Annotated in this window: 25 protein-coding genes; 14 read left to right on the forward strand and 11 right to left on the reverse strand. The window is 62.3% G+C overall.

The annotated features are described in order from the left end of the window. Window positions 1-3 precede the first annotated feature (3 nt). A complete protein-coding gene (locus tag ACMGFL_RS07535; RefSeq protein WP_436934920.1) occupies window positions 4-483 on the reverse strand; it encodes a redoxin domain-containing protein in 480 nt (159 codons plus the stop codon). A 123-nt stretch (window positions 484-606) separates the two neighbouring features. On the opposite strand from ACMGFL_RS07535, the gene ACMGFL_RS07540 reads away from it, so the two are divergent. Then, on the forward strand, window positions 607-978 hold the full coding sequence (locus ACMGFL_RS07540; RefSeq protein ID WP_436934921.1) for an ArsR/SmtB family transcription factor: 372 nt from the start codon (window positions 607-609) through the stop codon (window positions 976-978). 17 nt (window positions 979-995) lie between these two features. On the opposite strand, the gene ACMGFL_RS07545 is transcribed toward ACMGFL_RS07540, so the two are convergent. The 3 genes from ACMGFL_RS07545 to ACMGFL_RS07555 all read right to left on the reverse strand — a co-directional run bounded on the left by ACMGFL_RS07545 (window position 996) and on the right by ACMGFL_RS07555 (window position 3266). After that, the gene (locus tag ACMGFL_RS07545; RefSeq protein ID WP_436934922.1) at window positions 996-1505 is read right to left on the reverse strand and encodes an HPP family protein; all 510 of its coding nucleotides are present in this window, start codon (window positions 1503-1505) and stop codon (window positions 996-998) included. Between the two features lie 49 nt (window positions 1506-1554). Then, entirely contained in the window at window positions 1555-2916 is a 1362-nt protein-coding gene (locus ACMGFL_RS07550) for a hypothetical protein (protein WP_436934923.1), read from the reverse strand. An 83-nt stretch (window positions 2917-2999) separates the two neighbouring features. Continuing rightward, window positions 3000-3266 (reverse strand): CGCGG family putative rSAM-modified RiPP protein, encoded by a 267-nt coding sequence (locus ACMGFL_RS07555; protein WP_436934924.1) that lies wholly within the window; start codon window positions 3264-3266, stop codon window positions 3000-3002. Window positions 3267-3360: 94 nt separating this feature from the next. On the opposite strand from ACMGFL_RS07555, the gene ACMGFL_RS07560 reads away from it, so the two are divergent. From ACMGFL_RS07560 to ACMGFL_RS07580, 5 genes are all read left to right on the forward strand, one after another. Beyond that, window positions 3361-4521: a DUF2249 domain-containing protein gene (locus tag ACMGFL_RS07560; protein ID WP_436934925.1), complete on the forward strand. Its 1161-nt coding sequence runs from the start codon at window positions 3361-3363 to the stop codon at window positions 4519-4521. A gap of 99 nt (window positions 4522-4620) precedes the next feature. Continuing rightward, window positions 4621-5691, forward strand: coding sequence for a histidinol-phosphate transaminase (hisC, locus tag ACMGFL_RS07565; RefSeq protein WP_436934926.1), 1071 nt, complete (start codon window positions 4621-4623; stop codon window positions 5689-5691). Further along, window positions 5691-6248, forward strand: a complete 558-nt coding sequence (locus tag ACMGFL_RS07570; protein WP_436934927.1) for an adenylate kinase family protein — start codon at window positions 5691-5693, stop codon at window positions 6246-6248. The genes hisC and ACMGFL_RS07570 overlap by 1 nt, the downstream gene beginning before the upstream one ends. 69 nt (window positions 6249-6317) lie before the next feature. After that, entirely contained in the window at window positions 6318-6923 is a 606-nt protein-coding gene (locus tag ACMGFL_RS07575) for a CDP-alcohol phosphatidyltransferase family protein (RefSeq protein WP_436934928.1), read from the forward strand. Between the two features lie 92 nt (window positions 6924-7015). Next, complete coding sequence (locus ACMGFL_RS07580) at window positions 7016-7549, forward strand: multiprotein bridging factor aMBF1 (RefSeq protein ID WP_495849329.1); 534 nt, start codon at window positions 7016-7018, stop codon at window positions 7547-7549. Window positions 7550-7591: 42 nt separating this feature from the next. On the opposite strand, the gene ACMGFL_RS07585 is transcribed toward ACMGFL_RS07580, so the two are convergent. The 3 genes from ACMGFL_RS07585 to ACMGFL_RS07595 all read right to left on the reverse strand — a co-directional run bounded on the left by ACMGFL_RS07585 (window position 7592) and on the right by ACMGFL_RS07595 (window position 10911). Then, window positions 7592-8137, reverse strand: a complete 546-nt coding sequence (locus ACMGFL_RS07585; RefSeq protein ID WP_436934930.1) for a response regulator transcription factor — start codon at window positions 8135-8137, stop codon at window positions 7592-7594. Between the two features lie 112 nt (window positions 8138-8249). Further along, complete coding sequence (locus ACMGFL_RS07590) at window positions 8250-10640, reverse strand: heavy metal translocating P-type ATPase (RefSeq protein WP_436934931.1); 2391 nt, start codon at window positions 10638-10640, stop codon at window positions 8250-8252. 37 nt (window positions 10641-10677) lie between these two features. Continuing rightward, the gene (locus tag ACMGFL_RS07595; protein WP_436934932.1) at window positions 10678-10911 is read right to left on the reverse strand and encodes a DUF8131 family protein; all 234 of its coding nucleotides are present in this window, start codon (window positions 10909-10911) and stop codon (window positions 10678-10680) included. Window positions 10912-11017: 106 nt separating this feature from the next. On the opposite strand from ACMGFL_RS07595, the gene ACMGFL_RS07600 reads away from it, so the two are divergent. From ACMGFL_RS07600 to ACMGFL_RS07620, 5 genes are all read left to right on the forward strand, one after another. After that, window positions 11018-11197, forward strand: a complete 180-nt coding sequence (locus ACMGFL_RS07600) for a hypothetical protein (RefSeq protein WP_436934933.1) — start codon at window positions 11018-11020, stop codon at window positions 11195-11197. Between the two features lie 3 nt (window positions 11198-11200). Beyond that, the gene (locus tag ACMGFL_RS07605; RefSeq protein ID WP_436934934.1) at window positions 11201-11698 is read left to right on the forward strand and encodes a cytochrome c oxidase subunit II; all 498 of its coding nucleotides are present in this window, start codon (window positions 11201-11203) and stop codon (window positions 11696-11698) included. Further along, entirely contained in the window at window positions 11698-13404 is a 1707-nt protein-coding gene (locus ACMGFL_RS07610; protein ID WP_436934935.1) for a b(o/a)3-type cytochrome-c oxidase subunit 1, read from the forward strand. Before ACMGFL_RS07605 ends, ACMGFL_RS07610 begins: the two co-directional genes overlap by 1 nt. Beyond that, a complete protein-coding gene (locus ACMGFL_RS07615; RefSeq protein ID WP_436934936.1) occupies window positions 13401-13607 on the forward strand; it encodes a CbaC protein in 207 nt (68 codons plus the stop codon). The genes ACMGFL_RS07610 and ACMGFL_RS07615 overlap by 4 nt, the downstream gene beginning before the upstream one ends. An 85-nt stretch (window positions 13608-13692) precedes the next feature. Then, window positions 13693-14370, forward strand: a complete 678-nt coding sequence (locus ACMGFL_RS07620; protein WP_436934937.1) for a DUF7546 family protein — start codon at window positions 13693-13695, stop codon at window positions 14368-14370. Window positions 14371-14392: 22 nt separating this feature from the next. On the opposite strand, the gene fen is transcribed toward ACMGFL_RS07620, so the two are convergent. Beyond that, window positions 14393-15370 (reverse strand): flap endonuclease-1, encoded by a 978-nt coding sequence (gene fen / locus ACMGFL_RS07625; protein WP_436934938.1) that lies wholly within the window; start codon window positions 15368-15370, stop codon window positions 14393-14395. 124 nt (window positions 15371-15494) lie between these two features. Here fen and ACMGFL_RS07630 point away from each other — a divergent pair, with 124 nt between their 5' ends. Next, complete coding sequence (locus tag ACMGFL_RS07630; RefSeq protein WP_436934939.1) at window positions 15495-16364, forward strand: DUF8054 domain-containing protein; 870 nt, start codon at window positions 15495-15497, stop codon at window positions 16362-16364. 30 nt (window positions 16365-16394) lie between these two features. Here ACMGFL_RS07630 and ACMGFL_RS07635 read toward each other — a convergent pair whose 3' ends face one another. Continuing rightward, window positions 16395-17393 carry a PhoU domain-containing protein gene (locus tag ACMGFL_RS07635; protein ID WP_436934940.1) on the reverse strand — a complete coding sequence of 333 codons (999 nt, stop codon included), beginning with the start codon at window positions 17391-17393 and terminating at the stop codon, window positions 16395-16397. Window positions 17394-17480: 87 nt separating this feature from the next. Further along, window positions 17481-18278: an RIO1 family regulatory kinase/ATPase domain-containing protein gene (locus ACMGFL_RS07640; RefSeq protein WP_436934941.1), complete on the reverse strand. Its 798-nt coding sequence runs from the start codon at window positions 18276-18278 to the stop codon at window positions 17481-17483. Window positions 18279-18414: 136 nt separating this feature from the next. Here ACMGFL_RS07640 and ACMGFL_RS07645 point away from each other — a divergent pair, with 136 nt between their 5' ends. Both ACMGFL_RS07645 and nth read left to right on the forward strand, forming a co-directional pair. Next, entirely contained in the window at window positions 18415-21519 is a 3105-nt protein-coding gene (locus tag ACMGFL_RS07645; protein WP_436934942.1) for an efflux RND transporter permease subunit, read from the forward strand. Window positions 21520-21594: 75 nt separating this feature from the next. Beyond that, window positions 21595-22278, forward strand: coding sequence for an endonuclease III (nth, locus tag ACMGFL_RS07650; RefSeq protein ID WP_436934943.1), 684 nt, complete (start codon window positions 21595-21597; stop codon window positions 22276-22278). A 4-nt stretch (window positions 22279-22282) separates the two neighbouring features. Here the strand turns inward: nth and ACMGFL_RS07655 are convergent, their stop codons facing one another. Then, a complete protein-coding gene (locus ACMGFL_RS07655; RefSeq protein WP_436934944.1) occupies window positions 22283-22720 on the reverse strand; it encodes a bis(5'-nucleosyl)-tetraphosphatase in 438 nt (145 codons plus the stop codon). Between the last annotated feature and the right edge of the window lie 109 nt (window positions 22721-22829).

Raw genomic sequence — 22829 nt, forward strand, 5'->3', positions numbered from 1 at the left:
CTCTCAGGCGTTCTCGACTGCGTCGATCAGTTCGTCGTAATCGGGTTCGTTCGTCGGGTCGTCTGCGATCCACCGGTAGACGACCGTTCCCTCGTCGTCGAGCACGAAGACGCTGCGGTTGGCGGTCCCGTGAAGACCAAGGTCGGCAATATCCAACTCAACGCCGTAGGTTCGAATCACCTCGCCGCTCATGTCGCTGACGAGGTCGAACTCGATACCGTGTTCGTTACAGAACGCGCCCTGTGAGAACGGCGAGTCGGCGCTCACGCCAAGAACGGTCGCTCCAGCCGACTCGAATTCGTCGAGTCGCTCCTGCAACGCTATCATCTCGTTCGTACAGGGCGGCGTGAACGCGCCGGGGAAGAAGGCGAGGACGACGGGTCCGTCCCCGAGTACATCGTCGAGGTCGAACGGTTCGTGGTCGCTCGTTCCGACTGTCGCTGTGAACGTGGGTGCAGTGTCTCCAGTTTCGGGTGCTGACATCATCTGTACTGTCGGGCGCGACAGACATAAAACTCGCTCCGAACACCAGCGACGGGGCGAACGTATTCGGCCAAATCCTCACACCAATCTGGGCGAAACGTCGTAGCAGGTGGACCGAAACTGATGAGCGACATACATCCGACTGCCCGACGGGGGACGAAGGGAACGGGACAGGCAGTACGTGGAGCCGATAGCGCCGACCGGAAACGGATAGATTCGCTGCTCGACGCGCTCAACGACTCGGACGCCCGCACCATCCTCGAAGCAACTGTCGAGCGTCCACAGTCAGCCCGGGAGATCTCCGAAACCTGTGACCTCTCGCTGTCGACGACCTATCGAAAGGTCGATGCGCTCACCGAGGCGGGATTGCTCGAAGAGCACACCGAGGTCAAAACGACGGGCAACAACGTCAGCAGATACTCGCTCCGTCTCGACTCCGTTCGGATCTCGATCCGCGATGGGACCTTCGACCTGCAGGTCTCTCGCTGTGACTGACTCACGACAGTCAGTGTTCAACCAGAGAGTGGATGTGACCGCCCGAAAAGCCGCTCGAATGCGAGCAACCCTCCCGCGTGAAACGCGGTCAGGACGACGACGCTGACGACGATGATGCCGACTTGAACGGGGGTCGAAAGCAGTCCGAGCGAGACGATGAGCGTCGTCGCACAGGCCGGTGGGTGGATCAGGTCGGTTCCGATCATCGCCCAACTCGTCAGCATGATCGAAACCGTCGCGCTCGCTGCGAGTCGGAACCCCTCGGGGGAGGCTGGCGTGAGCGTGGCGGTGATTGAGACATTCCCCGCCAGCAGCGACCAGGCGAGGAGTCCGGCGACGCCGCCGATGAGATGGCTTCCGACGATGCGGGTGGCTCGCGTCCGTTCGCTGCGCCGCTCGAAGGCGAGCACGAACGCCGAGGGGCCGAGACTCGGGAAGATGAACGGCTGTCCGGTCACCCACGCGACGCCTCCGAGAACGACAAACAGCAGTCCGGCATACAGACTCGTTCCAGCCCGCCGTCTCATGCCCGAGAGTCCCGTCTCGGCTCGTATATCACCCGTGATCTCCCGAGAGTCAATCCGACGCCGTGTGACCCTGCTGTGAGTCAATCCGTCGTGGACTGAACCGCCCGAGCACGATTCGGTCCAGCGGCTGTGGACTGTGCCTGTGGACGACCAGTAGCATGTTCGCGATGAAGACACAGAGTCCGAGCGTCACGAGCGCGCCACCGGCACCCGTAACGGTGTCGGCGTGGAGTGCCATCTCCGAAAGGACGAGCAGAACCGTTCCGCCGAGCACGAGCGCAAAATCGACCGTCGCGAGTCGGTCGTCGTAGAGGTCGTCGATCATCGGCACCGCCTCGAAGCCGAGTCGGTCGCTGTACTGGTGGACCCAGATGATGAATGGGACGATGTGATAGAGCGTCCCCAGAATGACGAACCCGATCACGCCGAGTAGTAGGAGGTGAACGGAGCCGGACGCGCCAAACAGGTGCTGGGGCGCAGTCGGCTGGCGCACCCATGCCGAAACGGAGAAAAGCGCCCAGAGAACCAGCGCGGGCGCGAGAACGGCGTACCGACTGTGCATGGGCGTCCACTCGACGCGCATCTCGACGAGTTTGCGCCCGAGAACGACCGCGATGGCAATCGCGCCAGCGAGAACCAGGAGTCCACCGACTCGGGCGAGCGCGGGACTCTCGAACAGGCGACCACCTGCCAGCAGGACGGCGCCCGCGAGATGGCCGCCCTCCTCGACCGACTGGAGGTAGTGGTCGATTCCGTGCAACTCGGTCTGTGTGAACATCGTCCCGAGCTGGTACAGCGCGCCGTAGATGGTCGTCAGAACGGCCCCAAAGACCGCGAGCGTCGCGTGCGCGCTCCGCAGTTCGAGGTGAGAGACCGACGCCGAGGGGAGAATCCCGTGAGAGAGGTTGACCGCGAGAACCAGTCCGAGAGCCGTCAGTGCGAGAAAGAAGACGATCGCGTAGCCGAAGTGACGCTCCGTCACGTCGTACTCGTCGACGCCTACGAGCGTTCGCGAGATGTTGTAGACGAAGACCCAGAACCCGACCAGCATCACCGCCCCGAATGGGGCGAGCCAGGCGACCGTTTCCCGCACAAACGCGGTTGCGAACCCGAGCAGCCCCAGCGTGACCAGGAGTAGCTGGACGTTCGCGAGCCGTCGCGAGTGCAGGTCGACGCCCGACCAAACGGGGACGAACTGCGTCATCGCCCCCATGATCGTGAGACAGACCCAGCCAGCCAGCAACAGGTGGACGTGTGCGAGTGTGCCCCATCCGGGAACGCTATCGACGACCAGTCCGATGCCGAATCCCACGCCGACGAGCAGAACGCAGAGTCCGATGGCGAAGTGACGGAGCGGAACCGTCATCGGCGGTTGCTGGTCGGTGTCCAGATTCCCCAGGATGGCGCTCATAGGCACTCCTTCGACGCGCGTTCCCCTTCACCTGTCTCCGAATATATTCGGATCAGACCGACCGCCGTCTGGTTTGGGGCAGCTCACCGAACGTGAACCCGAGTGACGTGCCCGCCACAGCCACACTGGTCGACGTACTCCCACTCGATATCGTAATCAGCGACGTCGAGTTCGTCGTAGAGAAAGTCCGCTGGATGCCCGAGATTGCCGTGCGTGACCAGATTCACGTGATAGCCTGACGCCGTGCGTGCTATCGCATCGAGAGCGTCGTCGACAGCGAGCGCTGGACTGTCGGCGTATCTGGGCTGTTCGAGGTTCGCAGACCAGGAGTTTTCGTGCGTGGTCGTCATCGTCTCTAGATCTGTGGGAGCGCTATTTGTGGGTCGTCCCGAACCGCTTCGGGGTAGCGGTCATCCGTCAGCGTCGAAATGATCGACCACGGAGATGACACGAGCACTCGACTTGCGAACGCATCCAGACGAAACGCACCAGGAACTCCTCTTCGACGCGCTCGACGACGCGGAGGCGGGGACCGAGATCGCGCTGACCGCAGACCGGCAGGTCAACACGCTCCTGATTCAGTATCAAAACGACCGGGGCCGGTCGCTCACGTGGGAGCACGACGAACCCGACGGCGACCCGCGCCGACTGCAGATGACCAAGGAGGGACCACTCGACGGGGAGATGGGGTCGTTCGACGTACGTGACCTGATCCCCCAGCGGCGACACGAGGCCCTGCTCGAAACGTTCGAGACGCTGGAGGCGGGCGAGGGGTTCGTGCTGGTGAACGACCACGACCCCAAGCCCCTGTATCACGAACTCCGATCGATGCACGGCGACAGCCTCGACTGGGAGTACGAACAGGAGGGGCGTTCCGAGTGGCGCGTTCGGATAGAGAAGACGGCGGCGTCAGATGCGAGTGAGCGAGACGTGGTCACGACCTACGACGTCCGCGAGATTCCCAAAGCAGAGCGACATCCGACCATCCATCACCGCTACGGGATGATCCCGGAAGGTAGGACGCTGGAACTCGTCGCACCCCACGAGCCACGTCCGCTCCGCCAGGAGTTCCAAAGGCAGTACGGCGACTCGTTCGACTGGGAGATAGTCGAGCAGTCACCCGGCTACTGTCGCGTCCATGTCACGAAGCGCGCGGAGGTTGGAGAGGGATCAGAGGCGGTATCAGGAGAATCTGCCGCCGGTGGCTGCGAACACGGGGCGAACGCCCACGGAGCAGACACAGACGAGATTGAACAGACAGCAGCGACCGACAGCGAGACGAAACAGACGGCGGCGAACGAAAGTGAAACGAACACTGACGACTCGATAGCGATCACAGAGGAACTCGACGTTCGGGACCTGCCGCCCGCGAAGCGCCACGAGTTGATCTTCGAGAGCTACGCCGAGCTCGACGGCGGCGAGGGGTTCGTGCTGGTGAACGACCACGACCCCAAGCCCCTGTATCACCAGTTCGACGCCGAAGCGGGGCCGCAGTTCCGCTGGGAGTACCGACAGCGCGACGACGGCGAGTTCCGGGTGCTGATCGGAAAGAGCGGGACAGTCGAGGGAGAGGTGTCCGACGAGGAACTCGAAGCGCCGTTCTGACTCGCACTCGCTCTCTAATCTTCTCGGATCAACCCCGTGAGATGGCCGCGCGAGTCCGCGATAACCACGCTTAAGACTGGCCGTCCGCTCCCACCGAACATGAACACGCGGGACCTGTCGGACCACACGCCGTATCGCGCTGGCCGGGGGATCGAGGAGGTCGCACGCGATCTCGGTCTCGATCCGGAGAGTCTGGTGAAACTCTCCTCGAACGAGAACCCCTTCGGCCCGAGTCCGGCCGCAGTCGAGGCAATTTCCGGGCACGCAGAGCGCGTTCACACCTATCCGAAGGCCGCTCACACGGATCTCGAAGCGGCAATCGCAGACGAGTGGGGTGTCGACGACCGACAGGTCTGGCTGGGCGCTGGCGGCGATGGGGTGCTCGACTATCTCGGACGGGCCATGCTCGACCCCGGCGACAGCGTCCTCGTTCCAGACCCCGGATTCGCGTATTACCCGATGAGCGCCCGGTATCACGGCGCGACGGTCGACCAGTATCGCCTCGAACGGAGCGACGACTTCGCCCAGACCGCAAGCGGAGTCCTGGAGGCCTACGACGGTCACCGGATCGTCTACGTGACGAGTCCGCACAATCCGACCGGATCGGAGATGCCGCGCGAGGAGATAGCGACGCTCGCGGCCGAAACCGACTCCGAGACGCTTCTGGTCGTCGACGAAGCATACGGCGAGTTCACCGATAGCCCGTCTGCGCGCGCGCTGGTCGACGAGCGCGACGACATCGCGGTCCTTCGGACGTTCTCGAAGGCGTACGGTCTCGCGGGGCTTCGACTCGGCTACGCGCTGGTCCCCGAGCAGTGGGCCGACGCCTACGAACGAGTGAACACGCCCTTCGCAGTGAGTCTGATCGCCTGTCACGCCGGACTGGCGGCACTCGACGACGATGAGCACCTCGAACGAACCGTCGAAACGGTGCGGTGGGCGCGGGAGTACATTCACGACAATCTCGCGGCGCCGACATGGGAGAGCGGCGGCAACTTCGTGCTCGCCGACGTCGGCGACGGCGAGACTGTCGCAGCTGCAGCTCAGGAACAGGGCGTCATCATCCGTGACTGTTCGAGTTTCGGGCTTCCTGAATGCGTCCGGATAACGTGCGGGACTCGCGAGACCATGCCCGAAGCTATCGAGGCGATAAACGGGGTTCTCGACTGATGAGCGACGGGTCCGACCCAGATGAGGCAAGTCCACCCCGAAAAGGGGGTCTTCGCGTTGCAGTCACGGGCACGCCCGGGACGGGAAAGACGAGCGCAACGGAGGCACTCGATACGGATCTGGACGTCGTCCATCTCAACGACGTCGTTCGCGAGGAGGGGTTGACGACCGGCCGGGACGCCGAACGCGATTCGCTCGTGGTCGACATCGAGGCCACGGCGGAGTGGCTGTCCGGGAGGGAGGGCGTCATCTTCGAGTCACATCTCGCACACCAGTTCCCGGCAGACAGGGTCGTCGTCTTGCGCTGTCATCCCGAGCAACTCGAACAGCGCCTCGACGGGACGGACCACGCCGAGGAATCGATCACGGAGAACGCAGAGAGCGAGGCGCTCGACGTCATCCTGACCGAAGCCGTCGAACTCTACGGGCGTGAGAACGTGTACGAAATCGAGACGACAGACAGATCCATCGCGGAGGTTGCAGCGGCGATCGAGGACGTGATCAACGGCAGGCGCGAACCGTCCGCCGGAACCGTCTCCTACATCGACTATCTGTGAGCCGAGGAACCACAAATATTTGTCCAGCACCGGAGTATCCCAAAGCGAGTGTGACACGGTGAGCAGAGCATGACTCTCGACTCGTTGCGACCGGTGGCCGAGCGAGTGCTCGAACCATTCGTCGGGGGCGCGAGACGCGTCGGTCTGACGCCGAATGGCGTGAGCGTCATCGCGCTGGTGACTGCGTTGGCTGCTGGACTCAGCTTCTACGGTGCCGGGGAGATGCGGTCGCTGTATCTACTCGGTGCCGTGCTGGTGTTCTGTAACGGGATGCTCGACTTGCTCGACGGTGCGCTCGCGCGAGAACTCGACAGTCAGTCGGCCGCCGGTGACCTGCTCGACCACGTCTTCGACCGCTATTCTGACATTCTGATCCTCGCAGGGCTGGCCGCCGGTATCGAGGCGTTCGCGCTCGGATTCACCGCAGTCACGGGTGTGTTGATGACCTCGTATCTCGGAACACAGGCACAGGCTGTCGGTCTCGACCGAGTGTACGGCGGGTTGCTCGGGCGAGCGGACCGACTCGCGCTGGTCGGCGTCGTGGCGACGCTGCGAGTCCTGACCGACGCGACTGCGTACGGTCTCGGGCTGATCGGCTGGCTGCTCGTCGTCTTTGCCGTCGTCGGCCACCTGACCGCTCTCCAGCGCTTCTCCGGAGCGATGCGGGACCTGTAAACGACCTTCCGATACGGTAATATGAGTTCGTACGAGACGGCATCATCTGGAGTGTGCGTGCGTTTTATGCCTGCGGCCAATCTACGGCAGATATGGTTCAGTGTGAGATGTGCGGAACGGAGACGGCAAATCCAAACCGCGTCAAGATCGAAGGGGCTGAACTCGATGTCTGTGACGAGTGTACGGACTTCGGGACGGAGGTGAAAACGGACGAGGGCAGTTCGTCGACATCGACGAAGTATTCCACCTCGTCGTCTTCGAGTTCGTCTTCCAGTAGCAGCACGACGGGGGGGACGAGCGGGAGTTCCGGCGGGAGTTCATCCCGGAACACCGAGATGTTCGACGACATCGACGAAATCGCGCAGGACTACGACGAGCGCATCCGGACGGCGCGCGAGAAGGCGGGACTCAGTCAGGAGGACCTGGCGAAGCGACTCAACGAGAAAGCGAGTCTCATCCGGAAACTCGAACAGGGGTCGACGCTCCCGACCGACGAAATTCAGTCCAAACTCGAACACGAACTCGACATCGATCTGTCCGAGAGCGGCGGTGCTGACGACACCGAGTGGGAAAGCGACTCGGATGCTGGCAGCTACACGCTCGGCGACATGGTCGAACGGAAGTGAGGAACGCGGACGGGACTGTTGATCGGGGAGAACGCCCGTCGATCACAGCCGACTTTCGATGTTCTCGACGTCGAGCGATTCGGCTATCGACTCCATCTCGGCTTCGAGTTCGTCGATTTCAGCGGTCAGTTCGACGAATTCGGGGCTGCCATGCAGTTCGCGCCGACTCTTCTCGACTTCGAGGAGATTTCGCTTGAGTCGCTTTGCAGTGAGTTTGCGCTTGTGTTCGGTGTACTCGTCGAGCGAGAGCAGTCGTGAGATTGTCTCGCGCAACTCCGCTCTCGTGACCGGTTTGACGAGGTAGTCGTCGATGCCGAGATTGATGATGTCAAAATCCGGGGCGACAGCGGTGACAAGCGCAACCCGGCAGTCGAGATTCCGGTTTTCGATCGCTGCGAGCACCTCGTTTCCCGAGACGACTGGCAGACGGCGGTCGAGCAGGATGACGTCGAACTCGTCTCCGAGCGTCTCCAGCGCTGTCTCGCCGCTGTGAACGGTCGTGACCTGATACTCGTCGTCGAGAAAATCGGTGTGTATACTGGCGAGTTCCGGGTCGTCTTCGACGAGAAGGATGCTCGGTGAGTCCATTCCAGCTACAGGACGCTATTGATTCACCAGCTATATCAAAGTCACCATTCCCCGCATCGGACGTGTCGTCGCTCCGTTCGATGCCATGTCACACGGACTGACACAGTGGCCATCACGTCGGAGCGGCATTCGCCGCGGGGTCCTGACTCGGCTGGTCGACTGTTGTGTCCTCGGTGACTCGTTTCTCGGGCGTGCGAGCAGAGTTTGCGACGACGAAGAGGCTACTCGTCGCCATCGCGAGCGCGGCAAACAGCGGATTCAACACGCCGGTGAGCGCGAGCGGTATCGCGATGCCGTTGTACAGGAACGCCCACGCGAGGTTCTGCCTGATGCGTCGCCGCGTCCGCGTTGCGATGTCGAAGACATCGGGGACGCGCCTGAGGTTACCGTCGACGATGATGGCATCACCGGCGTCCGACGCAAGTTTCGCCCCGTCGCCCAGCGCGACGCCGACGTCGGCGGCCGCGAGCGCTGGTGCGTCGTTGCTCCCGTCGCCGACCATGGCGACGGTTTCGGTCGCCGCGAGTCGCCGCACAGTTTCCGCCTTCCCGTCGGGCGGCACACCAGCGAAGACTTCGTCGACCGCCGGGTGATCCCGGAGCCAGCCCGCGGCGACGCTGTCGTCGCCGGTCAGCACGACGATTCGCATCTGATCTGCCAGTTCGCTCGCCACCTCGTCCCACTCGGGCCGTGGCGAATCACCGACGACGACCACGCCCGTTGCGGTCCCATTCCAGCCGACGACGGCCGGAACCGACCCCTGCTCGCGGGCCGCCACGATGGGGTCCGACAGTTCCTCTGGCACCGGCCAGCCAGCCTCCGAAAACCGGTCTGGGTGGCCGACGAGTACCCGGTCGCCGTCGACGGTTCCGGCGACGCCGTCGTGGAACGACTCGAAGTCGGCCATCTCGTCGCTGGTCTGTGCGTGCTCGACTGACGCGGCCGCGGTGATCGACACCGCGATAGGATGGTCCGAGAACCGCTCGACGCGGGCCGCGCGTTCGAGCACCCATTCCGGACTGTGTTCGGGTGCGTGAACCGCCGTCACCGACATGCGTCCGTCCGTGACAGTGCCGGTCTTGTCGAAAACCACCGTGTCGACGTCGCTTGCCGACTCGAACAGCGCTGGTGTGGCGACGACGATTCCCCTGTTCGCGGCCGACTGTAAGCCAGCGGCGACGGCAAGCGGCGTCGCGAGTCCGAGCGCGCAGGGACAGGAGACGATCAACACTGTCAGACCAGTCAACACCGCTGCCTGGAGTGAACTACCGGTCACCAGAAGCGCGACTGTGATCAACCCCGCAAGAGAGAGAACGAGCGGAACGAACACAGTCGCCAGCCTGTCTGCGACGCGCTGTGCGCCGGGCCGGGTCGCCTGTATCTCCCAGAGCATCTCGACGATGCGGTCGAGCGTGCTGTCTGCGTCCGCACCGACCTCGACGACGAGCGGACGATCGGTAACGACGGTGCCGCCCTCGACGGCGTCGCCCGCCGTCTTGGTCTCCGGAAGTGATTCGCCGGTAACCAGCGCTTCGTCGACCGCTGCTCGTCCCTCTCGGACAGTGCCGTCGACCGGGATCCGTTCGCCCGGCTTGACAAGCAGTCGGTCGCCGGGGTCGAGTGTCTCGACTGACACTGTCTCTCCGTTCTCCAGCCGAGCTGTGTCGACCTGCAACTCCGTCAGATCTGCGAGCAGGCCGGTCGCCCGTCGTTTGATGCGGTCTTCGTAGTAGTTGCCGATGGTGACCGCGAGTACGACGACAATAGTGACGTCGTAGTACAGGTCCGACCCACCTGTGAGGAGGCGTGCGGTACTGTACAGATACGCGGCGAGTGCGGCGACGGTGACGAGCAGATCCACGTTCGGCCGCCGTGTGCGAAGACTGACGTACGCGCCGCGGAGCATCGGCCCGCCTGTGTACAGGAGAATGACCGCAGTGACGACGGCGAGTTGGCCGTACAGGTAGGCCCCGTCGAACGTTCCGAGCGTCACGATTGGGTCGAAACCGAAGTAGGTCGGGTACAGAAAGATGCCGTACCACGTCATCGCCATCATCCCGAAGATGCCGCCGACGAGCAGGCGGCTCTGCAGGTCGGATCCGGTCTCGGTGTCGTCACCGCGACTGGCGGCCACGTAGCCGAACCCGGAGATTGCGTCGGCTATCTCCTCGCTGTCTGCCTGGTCCGAATCGTAGACGACTTTGACGGTCTCCGCGGCGTAACTCGCGTCTGCGTCGTACACGCCGTCGGCCTCGTCTGCTGCCAGTTCGAGATACACCTCGCACGTCGAACAGTGCATCCCGTCGACCGAGAAGTACGTCGACGCTGCGGTGTCGGGATACGTCTCGTCGTCGGCGTGCTGTGTCGATTTGGCCTGATCCGGATCGACATCTCCGAGTTGTCGGTAGACTTCCAGACACCCCCGACAGCAGAAGGTTCCATCGACGGACTCGCCCGTGACGGCGTGCGATTCGACGGGCAGGTCACACAGTGTACAGTCCATCAGGAGTGGTCAGCCACGCGTGTGCTGGCGAGTCTCATCAGACCTCGTCCAGTGACGCCACTTCTCCGGGGGAAGGATCTTCGTCCGGTCCGAACAGAAAGACCAGCGAGGACGTGATGAGAAATACGTTCACGAACGTGAGGATGAGGCTTACCTCCAGAATGTAGCCGGTAGCGGAGGCGTAGGCTGTGATCGGAACGGTTGCGAGGATACCGAGCATAGCGATGACGTGTGGCGGGAGGGGCACCTCGTCTGTTGATGGAACGTTCATGTTTTACTAGGTAGGGACGAACTGTATTTAATCAACCGCCAACGTTCCCACGGGTTGGGAATGGCGACCGAATTAAAACCGTGGGGGTCGAAAGAGGTAGGTAGAAATGAGTTCGTCCACCGAGCAACCGGAGACGGCAAGCGAACTAGAACGGGAGATCAGTCACGACGAGTTCGACCCCGTGGGGACGCTCGTGTTGATATTCATCTACTTTGTCATCGTCGCGGCCCTGTGGGTGTTCATGTACTTCGTCGAATTCCTCGGAAACGGCCCAACGGTGGTGTAAGTAATGGAGATACATCGATACGAGAAGCTCTGGTTCAGCGTCTCGTTGCTTCTGATCGTCGGGTTCATCGCCACCGTCTCGTTCGGGGCGGCCGGGGTCGGCATCAAGATGATCTCCGACGAAGGGGGAACGGTCGACCCCGACTCGCTGTCCGACCACGAACGGTTCGGGAACACCGGTGTCCATCACGTGAGCGGCGACCACTACGAGGTGAACATGCTCGCGTTCCATCCGAGCTTCGTTCCCGGAGAACTCGAAATTCCAGCGGGCAGCACGGTCGATTTCTACATCACCTCCGGTGACGTCATCCACGGGTTCGAGATCGTCGGCACGAACGTCAACACGATGATCGTGCCCGGGCAGATATCCGAATTCACCGTCGAGTTCGACGAACCCGGGACCTACGGCTACATCTGTCACGAATACTGCGGTCCGCAACATCACGTGATGGAAGGACAGCTTCGAGTCGTTCCGCAAGACGAGTGGGAGGGTGGTTCCTGATGGGGAACGTATTCGTCGACCGATACCCCGACGAGGCGTTCATCGTCAAGGCCGCGCTGACGAGTGCATTCGTCGCACTCTTTCTCGGCGGCGTGATGGGACTGATTCAGGCGCTCCATCGCACGGGCTATCTGCAGATAATCGACCATTCGACGTACTACACCGTCTTGACGCTGCACGGCGTCGCGATGGTGCTGCTGTTCACCATTTACTTCCTCGTCGGGTTCTTCCAGTGGGCGATCACCGATAGTCTCGACCGGGCGTCGGAGAACATCCAACTCACGAGGCTCTGGTACGGGCTGATGACAGTCGGGACGGTGCTGGCCGCAACCGCAATTCTGGGCGGATTCATCGATACGACGAACCTAGACGCGACCGTCCTCTACACGTTCTACACGCCACTCGAAGCACACCCGATCTACTACATCGGGCTGGCAGTGTTCATCGTCGGCACCTGGCTCGCCGGGTTCGACTGGTTCCGTTCGTGGTGGGCCTGGAAGAAGGACAACCCCGACGAGCGCACCCCGCTGCGAACGTTCATGGTGCTGACGACGATGTTGATGTGGTATCTCACCACCATCGGTATCGCGATTGCCGTAATCTTCCTCATTATCCCGTGGTCGCTGGGGCTCGTCGACAGCGTCAACCCCCTGTTGACGCGGACGCTGTTCTGGTTCTTCGGCCACCCGGTGGTCTACTTCTGGCTGCTGCCAGTGTACATGATGTGGTACGTCATCCTGCCGAAGCTCGCTGGTGGTCGGCTGTTCAGCGACCCACTCGCACGAATCGTCTTCGTGCTGTTCTTGCTTCTCTCCGTGCCAACTGGCATCCACCACCAGTACACTGATCCCGGTATCGCAGAAGGCTTCAAGTTCCTCGCGATGTCGAACACGATGTTCCTGCTGTTACCGAGTCTGTTGACTGCCTTCACCGTCGTCGCGAGCATCGAACACGGCGCTCGTCAGCGCGGTGGTGAAGGGTATCTCGGCTGGCTGACCGCGCTGCCCTGGCGTGCTCCGGCCTTCACAGGGATGGTGTTGGCCGGACTGATGTTCGCAGCCGCTGGCTTCTCCGGCATGGTCAACGCGGGGATGAACTTCAACTACCTCGTGCACAACACGCTGTGGGTCGTCGGTCACTTCCACATGACTGTGGGCACGGCTGTGGCGCTTTCCATCATGGCCTCAACCTACTGGTTCCTGCCGAAACTCACCGGCCGCGAGGTGTTCAGCAAGCAACTTGGACTTGTGCAGGTGCTGTTGTGGTTCATCGGGATGGTCCTGATGGGCAACGCGATGCACCGTGCTGGTCTGGCTGGCGTTCCGCGTCGGACCGCCGACCCGACGTACTCGAACTTCGACTACTCGTCGGCGCTCGGATCCATCTCCGAGCTTCGGCTACAGATCGCACTCGGGGGCGTCATCCTGTCGCTCTCGCTCGTGCTGTTTTTCGCTCACCTCCTGCTGTCGAGTTTCGCGGTCAGCAACCGACCGAAGGCGACCGAGGAGACGCTGCCACCGGCGCTGTCAGGGCCGGAACACGCCCCAAAGGTGCTGAGCAATCTGAAGCTCTGGACGGCGATTGCACTGGTGTTGATCACGTTCACATACGTCCTGCCAGTCGCCTCCATCATTCAGGGGTCGGGCGTGTTCGGCCAGAGCGGGCTGCTCGTCCCGGTTGAGGTACTGATAGAGGTGGTCGGATGAAGCGTCCATCGAGAGCCGGATTGCTCGTCCTGCTCGCGTTCTCGATACCGGTCATCGTCGAGTTTCGGACCGTCCTATCGATGCTCGGTGTCGAAGTGTCCTCAGAGATCTATCTCGGCGTGAGCATCTCGCTGGTCGTGCTGGCTGCAGTTGCGATTCTGCTGTTGCCGGAGAATCGGAAGGGAAATCCGACTAGGGCCTGACCGATCACCGGACGCCGCGACTCCGGACTCCTCTTGGCCCGCACCAGTCGAACGATATAAGAGCGGGAGAGACTGATCACCGATAATGTCGACACGGTCGCGAAATCAGGGCATCAGGCGCGCTGTCGAGTTTCTGCTCAGGCCCGCGAGCGTCCTCGCCTTCCTCGCCTGGTTTCTCCTCGTCGGTCTGCTGTTCGCCTACGTCGGTAGAACTGGCGCAGCCGTCACGTCGACCCGACACACGCTGTTGCCCTTCGTCTGGATCGTCGCCAGCATCTGGCTCGTCGTGTATCTCTACACCTCGGGGCCGCCACGCCTTCGACCGCGACTCGGCGCGGCGGTCGCCGTCGGGTATCTGTTCCTGTTGAGTTACGTCGGCGGCGTCGTCGACCTGACCACCGCGAACAACGGCCTGACAGTCACGTGGGCGACCCCCGGGTGGGGACCGATCATCTCCTACAGTAATGCCCAGATCGCCGCTGTGCTCATCCCATTCGAGGTGATTGGCTATCTCGCGTTGACCTACGCCGTCTACCGGGCAGTCGCTGGCACGTCACGCGGTGCCGTCGCCGGTCTCCTCGGACTCTTCTCCTGTATCTCCTGTGTCATCCCTGTGTTTGCCGCAGTCGCTGGAATCTTCGGCGGCAGTTCCGTCGCGCTCTCTGCTGGGTCCGCCACCTACGACCTGGCGACAGGAGTGTTCGTGCTGACCGTCGTCCTGCTCGCTGTGACAGCGGCGCGAACGAGCGTGAGCAAGCGATAACCGACGTCCATTCGCCCAGCAGCTACGTCCACTCGCCCAGCCCGGTCTGGACGAGCGAATCTTCGATGCGCTCGAAGCCGCGACGCACCTCGTCAGGGTCGACCCCCCACTGGTCGACGACGTATTCGCGCGCGGCGTCGACGTTCGGGTCGATGTCTGTGTCGACAGCCACGTCTCTGACTGCGGGGTCGAGAAAGAGCGACCGGAGCCGGTCGGCGTGGTCGATATGTTCGCCCCGAGCGTCGAGGGCGCTAAACAGGTCGCCGTGTTCGGAGATCAGGTCGACGGCCGTCTTCGGACCGATCCCGGAGATGCCCTCGTTGAAGTCCGTTCCACAGAGGATGGCGACGTCGACGAGTTGCTCCCACGTCAGATTGTGCTTCGAGAGTGTCGCGTCCAGATCCATCAACTCCGGGTCACCCTTGGAGGTGAGTTGTCGCAGTGTCAGCGGCGCGCCAAAGAGCAGCGCGTCGTAATCTTCGGTTCCGGCGTACTCGACGGTGCCAGTCCGGGCCATGTGCGCACACTGGGCTTCCCCCTCGGCGGGCGCGTCGACGACGGGCACGTCGAGCACGGAGAGGAGTTCTCGGGTGGTCTCGACGATAGTGTCGGTGAGTCGCTGTGTGCGAGAATCGAGTCGGGCGATTGCAATCTCGTCGCCACGTTCGCGTGCCTCCGCCAGATCGCTTTCGTACTGCTCGCGTTGCTCGCGTCGGGCCTGTACCTCGTCGTCTTTGAGGTCCGTGACTGCGCCGTCGAAGACGAACACGGGAGTCATATCGTGTTCGAAAAACTTCGGGAGCCCCTGCACGACGCCGATCAGATTTGCCACCTCGGTCCCATCTGCCGTGGTGTAGGACTCGCTTGCCGTCCACTTGACTGTCGTCGTGAGATATCGATACAGCCAGTTGTGCGCGTCGACAGCGACGACCGACCCCGCAAGTTCATCGAAGGAGATCGGTTCGATGACAGCGAGATCACGGAGGTCTGCATTTCCCATACCCGGCCTACGAGCGTGGCAGGCTTGAATCTCCCCCATCGGTTCTGGTCATCGTCACTCGATCACGGTCGCAGCAGTTCCTCCGTGCGCAACACTCAAGTTTTGCCTTGCCGATCAACAACATATGGCAGAAACGACCGGACGACTCGGGGGGCTGAAAGATCAGAAGTACACAGGGGAAAACCGCTGTCTGCCGTGTACAGCCGTCAACACGCTGCTTGCAGGGATGTTCGCGTGGGTGGTCGGACTCGCGGTGTTTGCGGTCGCATCCGTTCAGATGGCGATGACGACGGGGCTACTGGTGTTTGCTGCGTCGGTCGTCGTGATCTATCTCAAGGGGTATTTCGTGCCGGGGACACCGACGTTGACAAAGCGGTACTTCCCGGTCTGGCTGCTCCGGCTATTTGGCAAGGAACCGCTCGCGGAGTGGCAGGGCGAGCAGATCCCGGAAGACGAACAGCTGGACGCAGAGGCGGCGCTGCTGCAGATCGGTGCGCTCGAAGAGTGCGAGGACAGCGACGACCTCTGTCTCGCTGACTCGTTCCGGGAAGTCTGGCACGAAGAGATACAGAACGCGAAGGAAGACAGCACGGAACGCGAGGCGATGCTCGAACTGCTCGACGTCTCGGACCGAGATGTCGAGTTCAAAGACTTCGGAGATAACGAGGCGTTCGAGGTTGGGGTCGACGGTGAACGCATCGGCCGCTGGGAGTCGAAGGCGGCGTTCCATGCCGACGTCGGTGCGGCCCGAGTCCTCGAAGATGCAGTCCAGAACTGGGACTCGTTTTCCGTCCAGCAGAAAAGTCAACTACTGACCGGACTTCGTCTGTTTATGACGAGCTGTCCGAACTGCGGGGGTATCCCGGAGCTGGGCACCGAGATGGTCGAGTCCTGCTGTACTGCACATCAGGTGGCTGCTGTCGACTGTAACAACTGTGGCGCGCGCCTGTTCGAGCACATTCAGCGAAACCGCGAATCGATGCACCGAACCTGACGTGGCTGTGAATCGCTGCGGGTGGGTACTCTAGGGCCGTGGTGCGGCCTTCTGCAGTGCATTTTCCGCGATGTTGGTCCCGTAGTCAGCAGTCCGCGAGAGCGAGTCGATGACGAGTCCGAGAACCTGCGCGGTCTGTGGGTCGGCCTCGTGAATTTCGGTGTCGACTGCGCGGGTTCGTTCGTCGACAGTCTCGACGTCTGCGCGCGCTTGGCTGGCAAGGGCAGTCGCCTCGTCAGAGTCGTCGGCCAGCAGCGCGTCCATCGCAGTCTCGGGAATCGTCGAGGCCTCCCGATGGAGGTCGCGGAGCGGTTCCGCCATCGAATCGGGGACCGCAGAGATCTCGAGCGAGAGCGTCGCGATCTTGGTCGCGTGGTCCGCGATCCGTTCGAGCTGTCGAGCGCTCGATTGCAGGTCGAAGCAGGTCTCCCGTGAGAAGCCGATGTCGTCCGCTGCGGTCGGGTTGCGCAACACGGTCCGAAACACGCGGGAGGTCATGTACCACAGTCGGTCCACGTCGTCGTCCCGTTCCATCACGTCGTGGGCGAGTGCGTCGTCGTTCGTCACGAGCGCCTCGACGGCGTCTTCGAGCATGGTCAAAGCGACGAGCCGCATGCGCGTGACGGCGTTTTCGATCGACAGCTCAGAGGAGTCGAGCAGGTCCTGCAACACCATCTCGTCGGGCATCTCCTCGATGACTTCGAGACCGACGAGTCGCTGTGTTGCGTCCCGAACGGTCCGGCGCTGCTCTGCCGTCATCCGGTCTGTCGTCAGCCGGATCACGTCGAAGCCGCTGACATACATCGTCATGACCGCCCGAGTTATCTCGTGTTCTTCAGTGAGTCCCGTGATGTCGAGTTCGCCCTCAGTGTGTCCCTCCTCGTCCCGCGGCGTCAACAGAAGCAGGTCGTCCTCGGAGTGAAACTCCACGACTGACCCGCTACTGACTGCGTTGTTCGTCGCCCAGTCTTTCGGTAACGACACCGTGTAGGTCGACCCGCCCGTAACCTGCACTTTGCGCGTCTCCATAGTTGACCCGAAACGCTATATCTGTATTAATCTTTCTTATTCTATATATACCGCGTCCTGGTATCGCATAATTCAAGAATCTATATATTAATCAGTCTGCTTGACGATCTCGCCTTTCAGCGCGAGCGCCGCGAAGTCGTGGTCGGGACGGATGCTCACGAAGTCGAGATACCGCTCTGCATCGATGAGCGTGTCGTTGTCGTAATACTGTGCGGCGATTCGGACGGCAGTAGCCGCGCCGATGTGTGGCTCCAGTTCGGCCAGCGCGCAGGCGATGTCGTACGCCCGGGCGTCGTCGATGGCGTCCTCGCGAACGTTCGTGGCGTCGATAAAAAACAGTTCGTCGTCGACGATGAGTACATTTTCCCCGCGGAGGTCGCCGTGAACGAACTCGGCGTCGTGCATCCGGGCCAGCGAGCGAAACAGGTCCGGTGCGACTGACTCGACCTGGTTGGGGCTGAGCGTTTCGAGCGTCTCGTATCCGTCCAGATACTCGAACACGACGACGCCGTACCCTTCGTGTTCGAACGCCTCCAGTGGCTCCGGAACGTTCACCCCGAATTCGCGCATCTGTCTGGCGGCGTCGAGTTCGTGTTCGGCCATCCCGATTGGCGTCCCGAACCGCTCGAAGAACCCCTCCGTTCCGCTCGCAAAGACCCCGACGTTGCGACCGGTCGTCAACAGCCCGTGAACGAACGTGTTCTGTGGTGTGATGATCTTCAGAAAGAACTCCTCGTTGAGCACCGCAGGCGTCGACAGCCAGTTGTCGGCTTCGAGTAGCCGAATCGACTCCAGCCGCTGGTCGTACCGGCTGGCCGCCTCCCTCGCGATCCCTTCGAGGGTTTCCTCCGCGATTTCCCCGCGCAATAGCCGACGGAACGCCATACCCTATTGATAGATACAGCCACCTATAGAGTTTGGGACATTCGTGTCACAACAGTCGATTTATACCGGATCGGGAAGAAATCGGGCATAGACAGGTCAGCATGATTCGAGTCCGGGACTGGTACGGGAGGGACCGATGAGTCTCCCAGAGCGGCTGTCTGGAGCGATCACGGCACGCACTCGACCGACGATCGTCGTCCTCTTGCTCGTCGTCGCGGGCGTCGGTGCCGGTGCGCCAGCGGTCGACAGCGTGACGTCGCTCGAACAGTTCCAGACCGAATCCGAGCAGTCGGACGCGCTCGACTACATCGAGACGAACTTCGAGGGGGAGGGTGAGACGACTATTGCACAGGTTGTCGTCCGCGGAGAGAACGTCCTCTCGCGGGAGTCGCTCGTTGCGATGCTCGAATACCAGCAGCGGTTGCACGAAACCGACGTCGTTCGCACCACGTTTGTCGATGAGAACCCGACGTTTAGCGTGGCGAACGCGATTGCACAGACCGCGTATCGCCAGCAGTTAGCGCAGGAGGACGGGGGAGCGGAGCAAGCAAACGGGGAGGTACCGACGCTGTCGCTGTCCGAACAGCAGCAGCTTCTGCAGTCGGTCGACTCGGAGCAACTGCAGGCGGCGGTTTCGGCGGCGCTCGGCCCGGGACAGTCCGCCCGGAGCGCCGAGATACTGTCGCTGATGCCGACCGACTACGAACCCGGGGCGACGACGGCCGAGGCGACGGTCATCAGCGTCACACAGGTCGCCCAGACCGATTCTGCGGTCAATCAGGCGGCTGGCGAGGAGACGATCGACGCACAACTGGAGATGCGCTCGATCGGAGCAGAGATGTCCCCCGACGAGTATCAGGTCTTCGGCAGCGGTATCATCTCACACGAGATCAGCGCCTCGATGTCCGACAGCCTCACTGTCGTCGCCCCGCTGGCACTCGCGTTCGTGCTTCTGACGCTCACCATCGCCTACCGGGACCCGCTCGACATCCTGCTCGGTCTCTTCGGAATCGGGGCGGTGTTGCTGATGACCTTCGGATTCATGGGCTGGACCGGGATCGACTTCGGGCAGGTGTTCGTCGCCGTCCCGGTCCTGTTGATCGGTCTCTCTATCGACTATGCGATCCACATCTTCATGCGACACCGCGAACATCGGGGGGCAGACGGAACGCAGGCTGGTGTGAGAGAGGCGATGCACACGGGGCTTGCAGGCGTCGGGGTCGCGCTGGTCTTCGTCACGGCGACGACGGCGATCGGATTCCTCTCGAACGTCACGAGCCCAGTCCAGCCGATCCGCGAGTTCGGAATCGTCTCGGCGGCAGGCATCGTCTCCGCGCTCGTGATCTTCGGCGCGCTCGTCCCGGCGATCAAGGTCGAACTCGACGAACTGCTCGAAGCGCGGGGTTGGGACCGCAGCAAGCGGGCCTTCGGCACCGGCGGCGGACAGTTTAGCTCGCTCCTCGCTGTCGGGTCACGGGGCGCGCGACGCGCACCAGCGGTCGTCATCGCGGTCGTTCTGTTACTCGGAGTGGCTGGCGCTGCGGGCGCGCTCCAGGTCGATACCTCGTTCGATCAGGAGGACTTTCTCGCTGACGACCCACCGGAGTGGATGACGGAGTTGCCCGAACCGTTCGCCCCCGAGACGTATACTGCCAAATCGTCGCTCCAGTTCGTCAACGAACGGTTCATCAGAAGTGACGCGACCGCCGAGATTCTGATACGTGGGGAGATAACCGACTCACAGACGATAGTGCAACTCAGTCAGACCCGGGCACGGCTGGCGCAACAGGACGTCACCCAGACGCTTCCGACCGGACAGCCAGCGATCGAAAGCCCGCTTTCGTTGCTGGCTCAACTCGCCGAGGAGAATCCCGAATTTGGCCAGCAGGTGCAAGCGGCAGACACGAACGGCGACGGGATTCCGGACCAGAACATCGCCGACCTGTACGACGGGATGTTCGAACTCGCCCCCGAGCGGGCCGCGGAGTACATCCACCGGACCGACGACGAGTATCGCGCGCTGCGACTCACCGTCGCCGTTCGCGGAGACGCCCCCAGTCAGGACGTGACCGACCAGATGCAGTCGGTTGCTGACGACCTCTCCGGCGACACGCTGCGGGCCACCGTCACCGGAACGCTCATTCTGAACACGGTCATCCAGGACCAGTTGCTCGATACCGTCTTCGAGAGCCTCGCAATCACGCTGGTCGCCGTCTTCCTGTTCCTGATGGCCGCGTACCGGATCACCAACGGGAGTGCCTCGCTCGGCGCGGTGACGCTGGCTCCAGTCGCGATTGCCACCGCATGGATCGGTGGCTCGATGTATCTGCTCTCGATCCCGTTCAACGTCATCACGGGGATGATCCTGAGTCTCACTATCGGTCTGGGCGTGGCCTACAGCATCCACGTGAGCGAGCGGTACACACTTGAACTGGAGCGACAGAGCGACGTCTGGGCGGCGATGGAGACGTCCGTGACGGGGACCGGCGGTGCGTTGCTCGGCAGTGCTGCAACGACGGTCGGTGGCTTCGGTGTACTCGTTTTCGCCATCCTGCCGCCGCTGCGGCAGTTCGGACTCATCACCGCGCTCAGCATTATCTACGCGTTCATCGGGAGCGTCCTCGTCTTGCCGACGCTGTTGACGCTGTGGACGCGCGTTGCTGGCCCAGAGTGGGCGCGGGACCAACTTCGGGGGCCACAGACAGCACAGGAACAGCCCCCCGGACGCCGAGAGTCCAATAGCCCGCGAACCGTCGAGATACAGCTTCCGGACACCCGCCAGCAGCAACACGAACAGACACTCACATTCTCGTCGTCAGGGCGGGCGCGAGTCGTCGTCGAGATACCGCCGCGTAGCGGTCGGGTCGCACTCCGTGAGTCAATCAACGGTGGGACCGCATCCGTCGAATCGGTCCAGCCGGAACCTGAAACGCTCGTGTCTGACGGGCAACGGCTGTACTCGCTGTGGGAACTGGACGGCGAGCCAGCGCGGCTGGTCTACACCGTCGAACGCTCCGACCCCGGTACGGTCAGGTTCGACGGAGCAATTCTGGATGGGGATGGGTCACACCCGGTCGACGGTCCTCGGATGAGCCGCGGGTCGACATCGATATCCGACCCCGAACGCGACTCAGGCGAGTCGGGTCAGACGCTCGACGCTGCAAGCGACGCGCTCGCTGCGGGAGAAATCGACGATGAACAGTACGAACAGGTGCTTCGGGCGTGGCTGTCCGGGCAGTAAATCGAATCCGGATCGGCGCGCTCCTCTCGGCGTCCGAGTCGGTGCGCTCAAACCGACCCGACACGAACTCCGGCTATGGGAACGTCGCTGCCATCACGCGAGAAGCAGGTCCGCGAAGTGATCGACCGTCTGGAGGAAGCCTACCCCGACTCCTCGATATCGCTTCGCTTCTCGAATCGGCTCGAACTGCTGATCGCCGTCATTCTCTCAGCACAGTGTACGGATGAGCGAGTCAATGCCGAGACGGAACACCTCTTCGAGAAGTACGACGGCCCCGAAGACTACGCCGCCGTCGACCAGGAGGAGTTGGCCGAGGATCTCAACTCGATCACCTACTACAACAACAAGGCGAGCTACATCCGCGAGGCCTGCCAGCAGATTCTCGACGAACACGACGGCGAAGTCCCGGACACGATGAGCGAACTCACGGACCTGCCGGGCGTGGGTCGAAAGACCGCAAACGTGGTGCTCCAGCACGGCCACGACGTCGTCGAGGGAGTCGTCGTCGACACACACGTACAGCGGATCACCCGCCGTCTGGGGATAACTGAACAGTCCAGTCCCGATGCGATCGAACGTGAGTTGATGGATCTGGTTCCAGAATCGGAGTGGCAACAGCTCACACACCTGTTCATCAGTCACGGGCGTGCGACCTGCACCGCTCGGAACCCCGACTGCGGAGACTGCACGCTCGAAGATATCTGCCCCTCCTCGAAAGTGGACAGCGAGCGGGACCTCGCCAGCGGCGACCGCTGGTGAGTCGTCAGTCGCTGTCTGCGTCCTCGACCTCCTCGTCGAGGAACTCGTCGGCCTCTTCGAGTATCTCGCGGGGGCCGTCCTGTGTGATCGTATTTATCGCCTGTTCGTAGTCGCGCCACTGCATGTCCCGGTGTTCGTTCGAAAGTTCGGCCGACGCCTCGAACGAGCGGGCGATAAACAGGTGGACTGTCTTGTGGATGGTGTCACCCTGCGCTTCGAACACGTAGTCGTAATCGTCGCGGAAGCCGTCGATGAGCCGGAAATCCTCGATTCCGGCCTCCTCTTTCACTTCGCGTATGGCGGTCTGTTGAAGCTCCTCCTCACCCTCGACCCCGCCCTTGGGAAACTCCCAGTCGCCGGGGCGGCTCTTGAGCAGCAGGTACTCCCGCCGGCCACGCGTGTCGCGAAAGAGGATTGCTCCCGCACTCGTGGCCTCTATCATTACCTGTAACTACTCGCCCCCGTGTAAAGAGAATGTCGAACTCCGGGCCTGGCTAACATCCCGCGATTCGAGCGATGCCACTCGGAGCCACACAGAAGCGAACGGGTTT

The sequence above is a fragment of the Halovenus marina genome (genome assembly GCF_051414115.1).
Classification (GTDB): Archaea; Halobacteriota; Halobacteria; order Halobacteriales; family Haloarculaceae; genus Halovenus; species Halovenus marina.

Bases quoted from the DNA above. Each gene is read 5' to 3' on its own strand.
- ACMGFL_RS07630 (WP_436934939.1), top strand. From the start codon at position 15,495: ATGGCAGAAACGACCGGACGACTCGGGGGGCTGAAAGATCAGAAGTAC.
- ACMGFL_RS07605 (WP_436934934.1), top strand. From the start codon at position 11,201: ATGGAGATACATCGATACGAGAAGCTCTGGTTCAGCGTCTCGTTGCTT.
- ACMGFL_RS07550 (WP_436934923.1), bottom strand. From the start codon at position 2,916: ATGAGCGCCATCCTGGGGAATCTGGACACCGACCAGCAACCGCCGATG.
- ACMGFL_RS07590 (WP_436934931.1), bottom strand. From the start codon at position 10,640: ATGGACTGTACACTGTGTGACCTGCCCGTCGAATCGCACGCCGTCACG.
- ACMGFL_RS07640 (WP_436934941.1), bottom strand. From the start codon at position 18,278: ATGGCGTTCCGTCGGCTATTGCGCGGGGAAATCGCGGAGGAAACCCTC.
- nth (WP_436934943.1), top strand. From the start codon at position 21,595: ATGGGAACGTCGCTGCCATCACGCGAGAAGCAGGTCCGCGAAGTGATC.
- ACMGFL_RS07635 (WP_436934940.1), bottom strand. From the start codon at position 17,393: ATGGAGACGCGCAAAGTGCAGGTTACGGGCGGGTCGACCTACACGGTG.
- ACMGFL_RS07585 (WP_436934930.1), bottom strand. From the start codon at position 8,137: ATGGACTCACCGAGCATCCTTCTCGTCGAAGACGACCCGGAACTCGCC.
- hisC (WP_436934926.1), top strand. From the start codon at position 4,621: ATGAACACGCGGGACCTGTCGGACCACACGCCGTATCGCGCTGGCCGG.
- ACMGFL_RS07620 (WP_436934937.1), top strand. From the start codon at position 13,693: ATGTCGACACGGTCGCGAAATCAGGGCATCAGGCGCGCTGTCGAGTTT.
- ACMGFL_RS07560 (WP_436934925.1), top strand. From the start codon at position 3,361: ATGACACGAGCACTCGACTTGCGAACGCATCCAGACGAAACGCACCAG.
- ACMGFL_RS07615 (WP_436934936.1), top strand. From the start codon at position 13,401: ATGAAGCGTCCATCGAGAGCCGGATTGCTCGTCCTGCTCGCGTTCTCG.
- ACMGFL_RS07555 (WP_436934924.1), bottom strand. From the start codon at position 3,266: ATGACGACCACGCACGAAAACTCCTGGTCTGCGAACCTCGAACAGCCC.
- ACMGFL_RS07645 (WP_436934942.1), top strand. From the start codon at position 18,415: ATGAGTCTCCCAGAGCGGCTGTCTGGAGCGATCACGGCACGCACTCGA.
- ACMGFL_RS07610 (WP_436934935.1), top strand. From the start codon at position 11,698: ATGGGGAACGTATTCGTCGACCGATACCCCGACGAGGCGTTCATCGTC.
- ACMGFL_RS07580 (WP_495849329.1), top strand. From the start codon at position 7,016: ATGGTTCAGTGTGAGATGTGCGGAACGGAGACGGCAAATCCAAACCGC.
- ACMGFL_RS07540 (WP_436934921.1), top strand. From the start codon at position 607: ATGAGCGACATACATCCGACTGCCCGACGGGGGACGAAGGGAACGGGA.
- ACMGFL_RS07655 (WP_436934944.1), bottom strand. From the start codon at position 22,720: ATGATAGAGGCCACGAGTGCGGGAGCAATCCTCTTTCGCGACACGCGT.
- ACMGFL_RS07575 (WP_436934928.1), top strand. From the start codon at position 6,318: ATGACTCTCGACTCGTTGCGACCGGTGGCCGAGCGAGTGCTCGAACCA.
- fen (WP_436934938.1), bottom strand. From the start codon at position 15,370: ATGGGAAATGCAGACCTCCGTGATCTCGCTGTCATCGAACCGATCTCC.
- ACMGFL_RS07595 (WP_436934932.1), bottom strand. From the start codon at position 10,911: ATGAACGTTCCATCAACAGACGAGGTGCCCCTCCCGCCACACGTCATC.
- ACMGFL_RS07570 (WP_436934927.1), top strand. From the start codon at position 5,691: ATGAGCGACGGGTCCGACCCAGATGAGGCAAGTCCACCCCGAAAAGGG.
- ACMGFL_RS07545 (WP_436934922.1), bottom strand. From the start codon at position 1,505: ATGAGACGGCGGGCTGGAACGAGTCTGTATGCCGGACTGCTGTTTGTC.
- ACMGFL_RS07600 (WP_436934933.1), top strand. From the start codon at position 11,018: ATGAGTTCGTCCACCGAGCAACCGGAGACGGCAAGCGAACTAGAACGG.
- ACMGFL_RS07535 (WP_436934920.1), bottom strand. From the start codon at position 483: ATGTCAGCACCCGAAACTGGAGACACTGCACCCACGTTCACAGCGACA.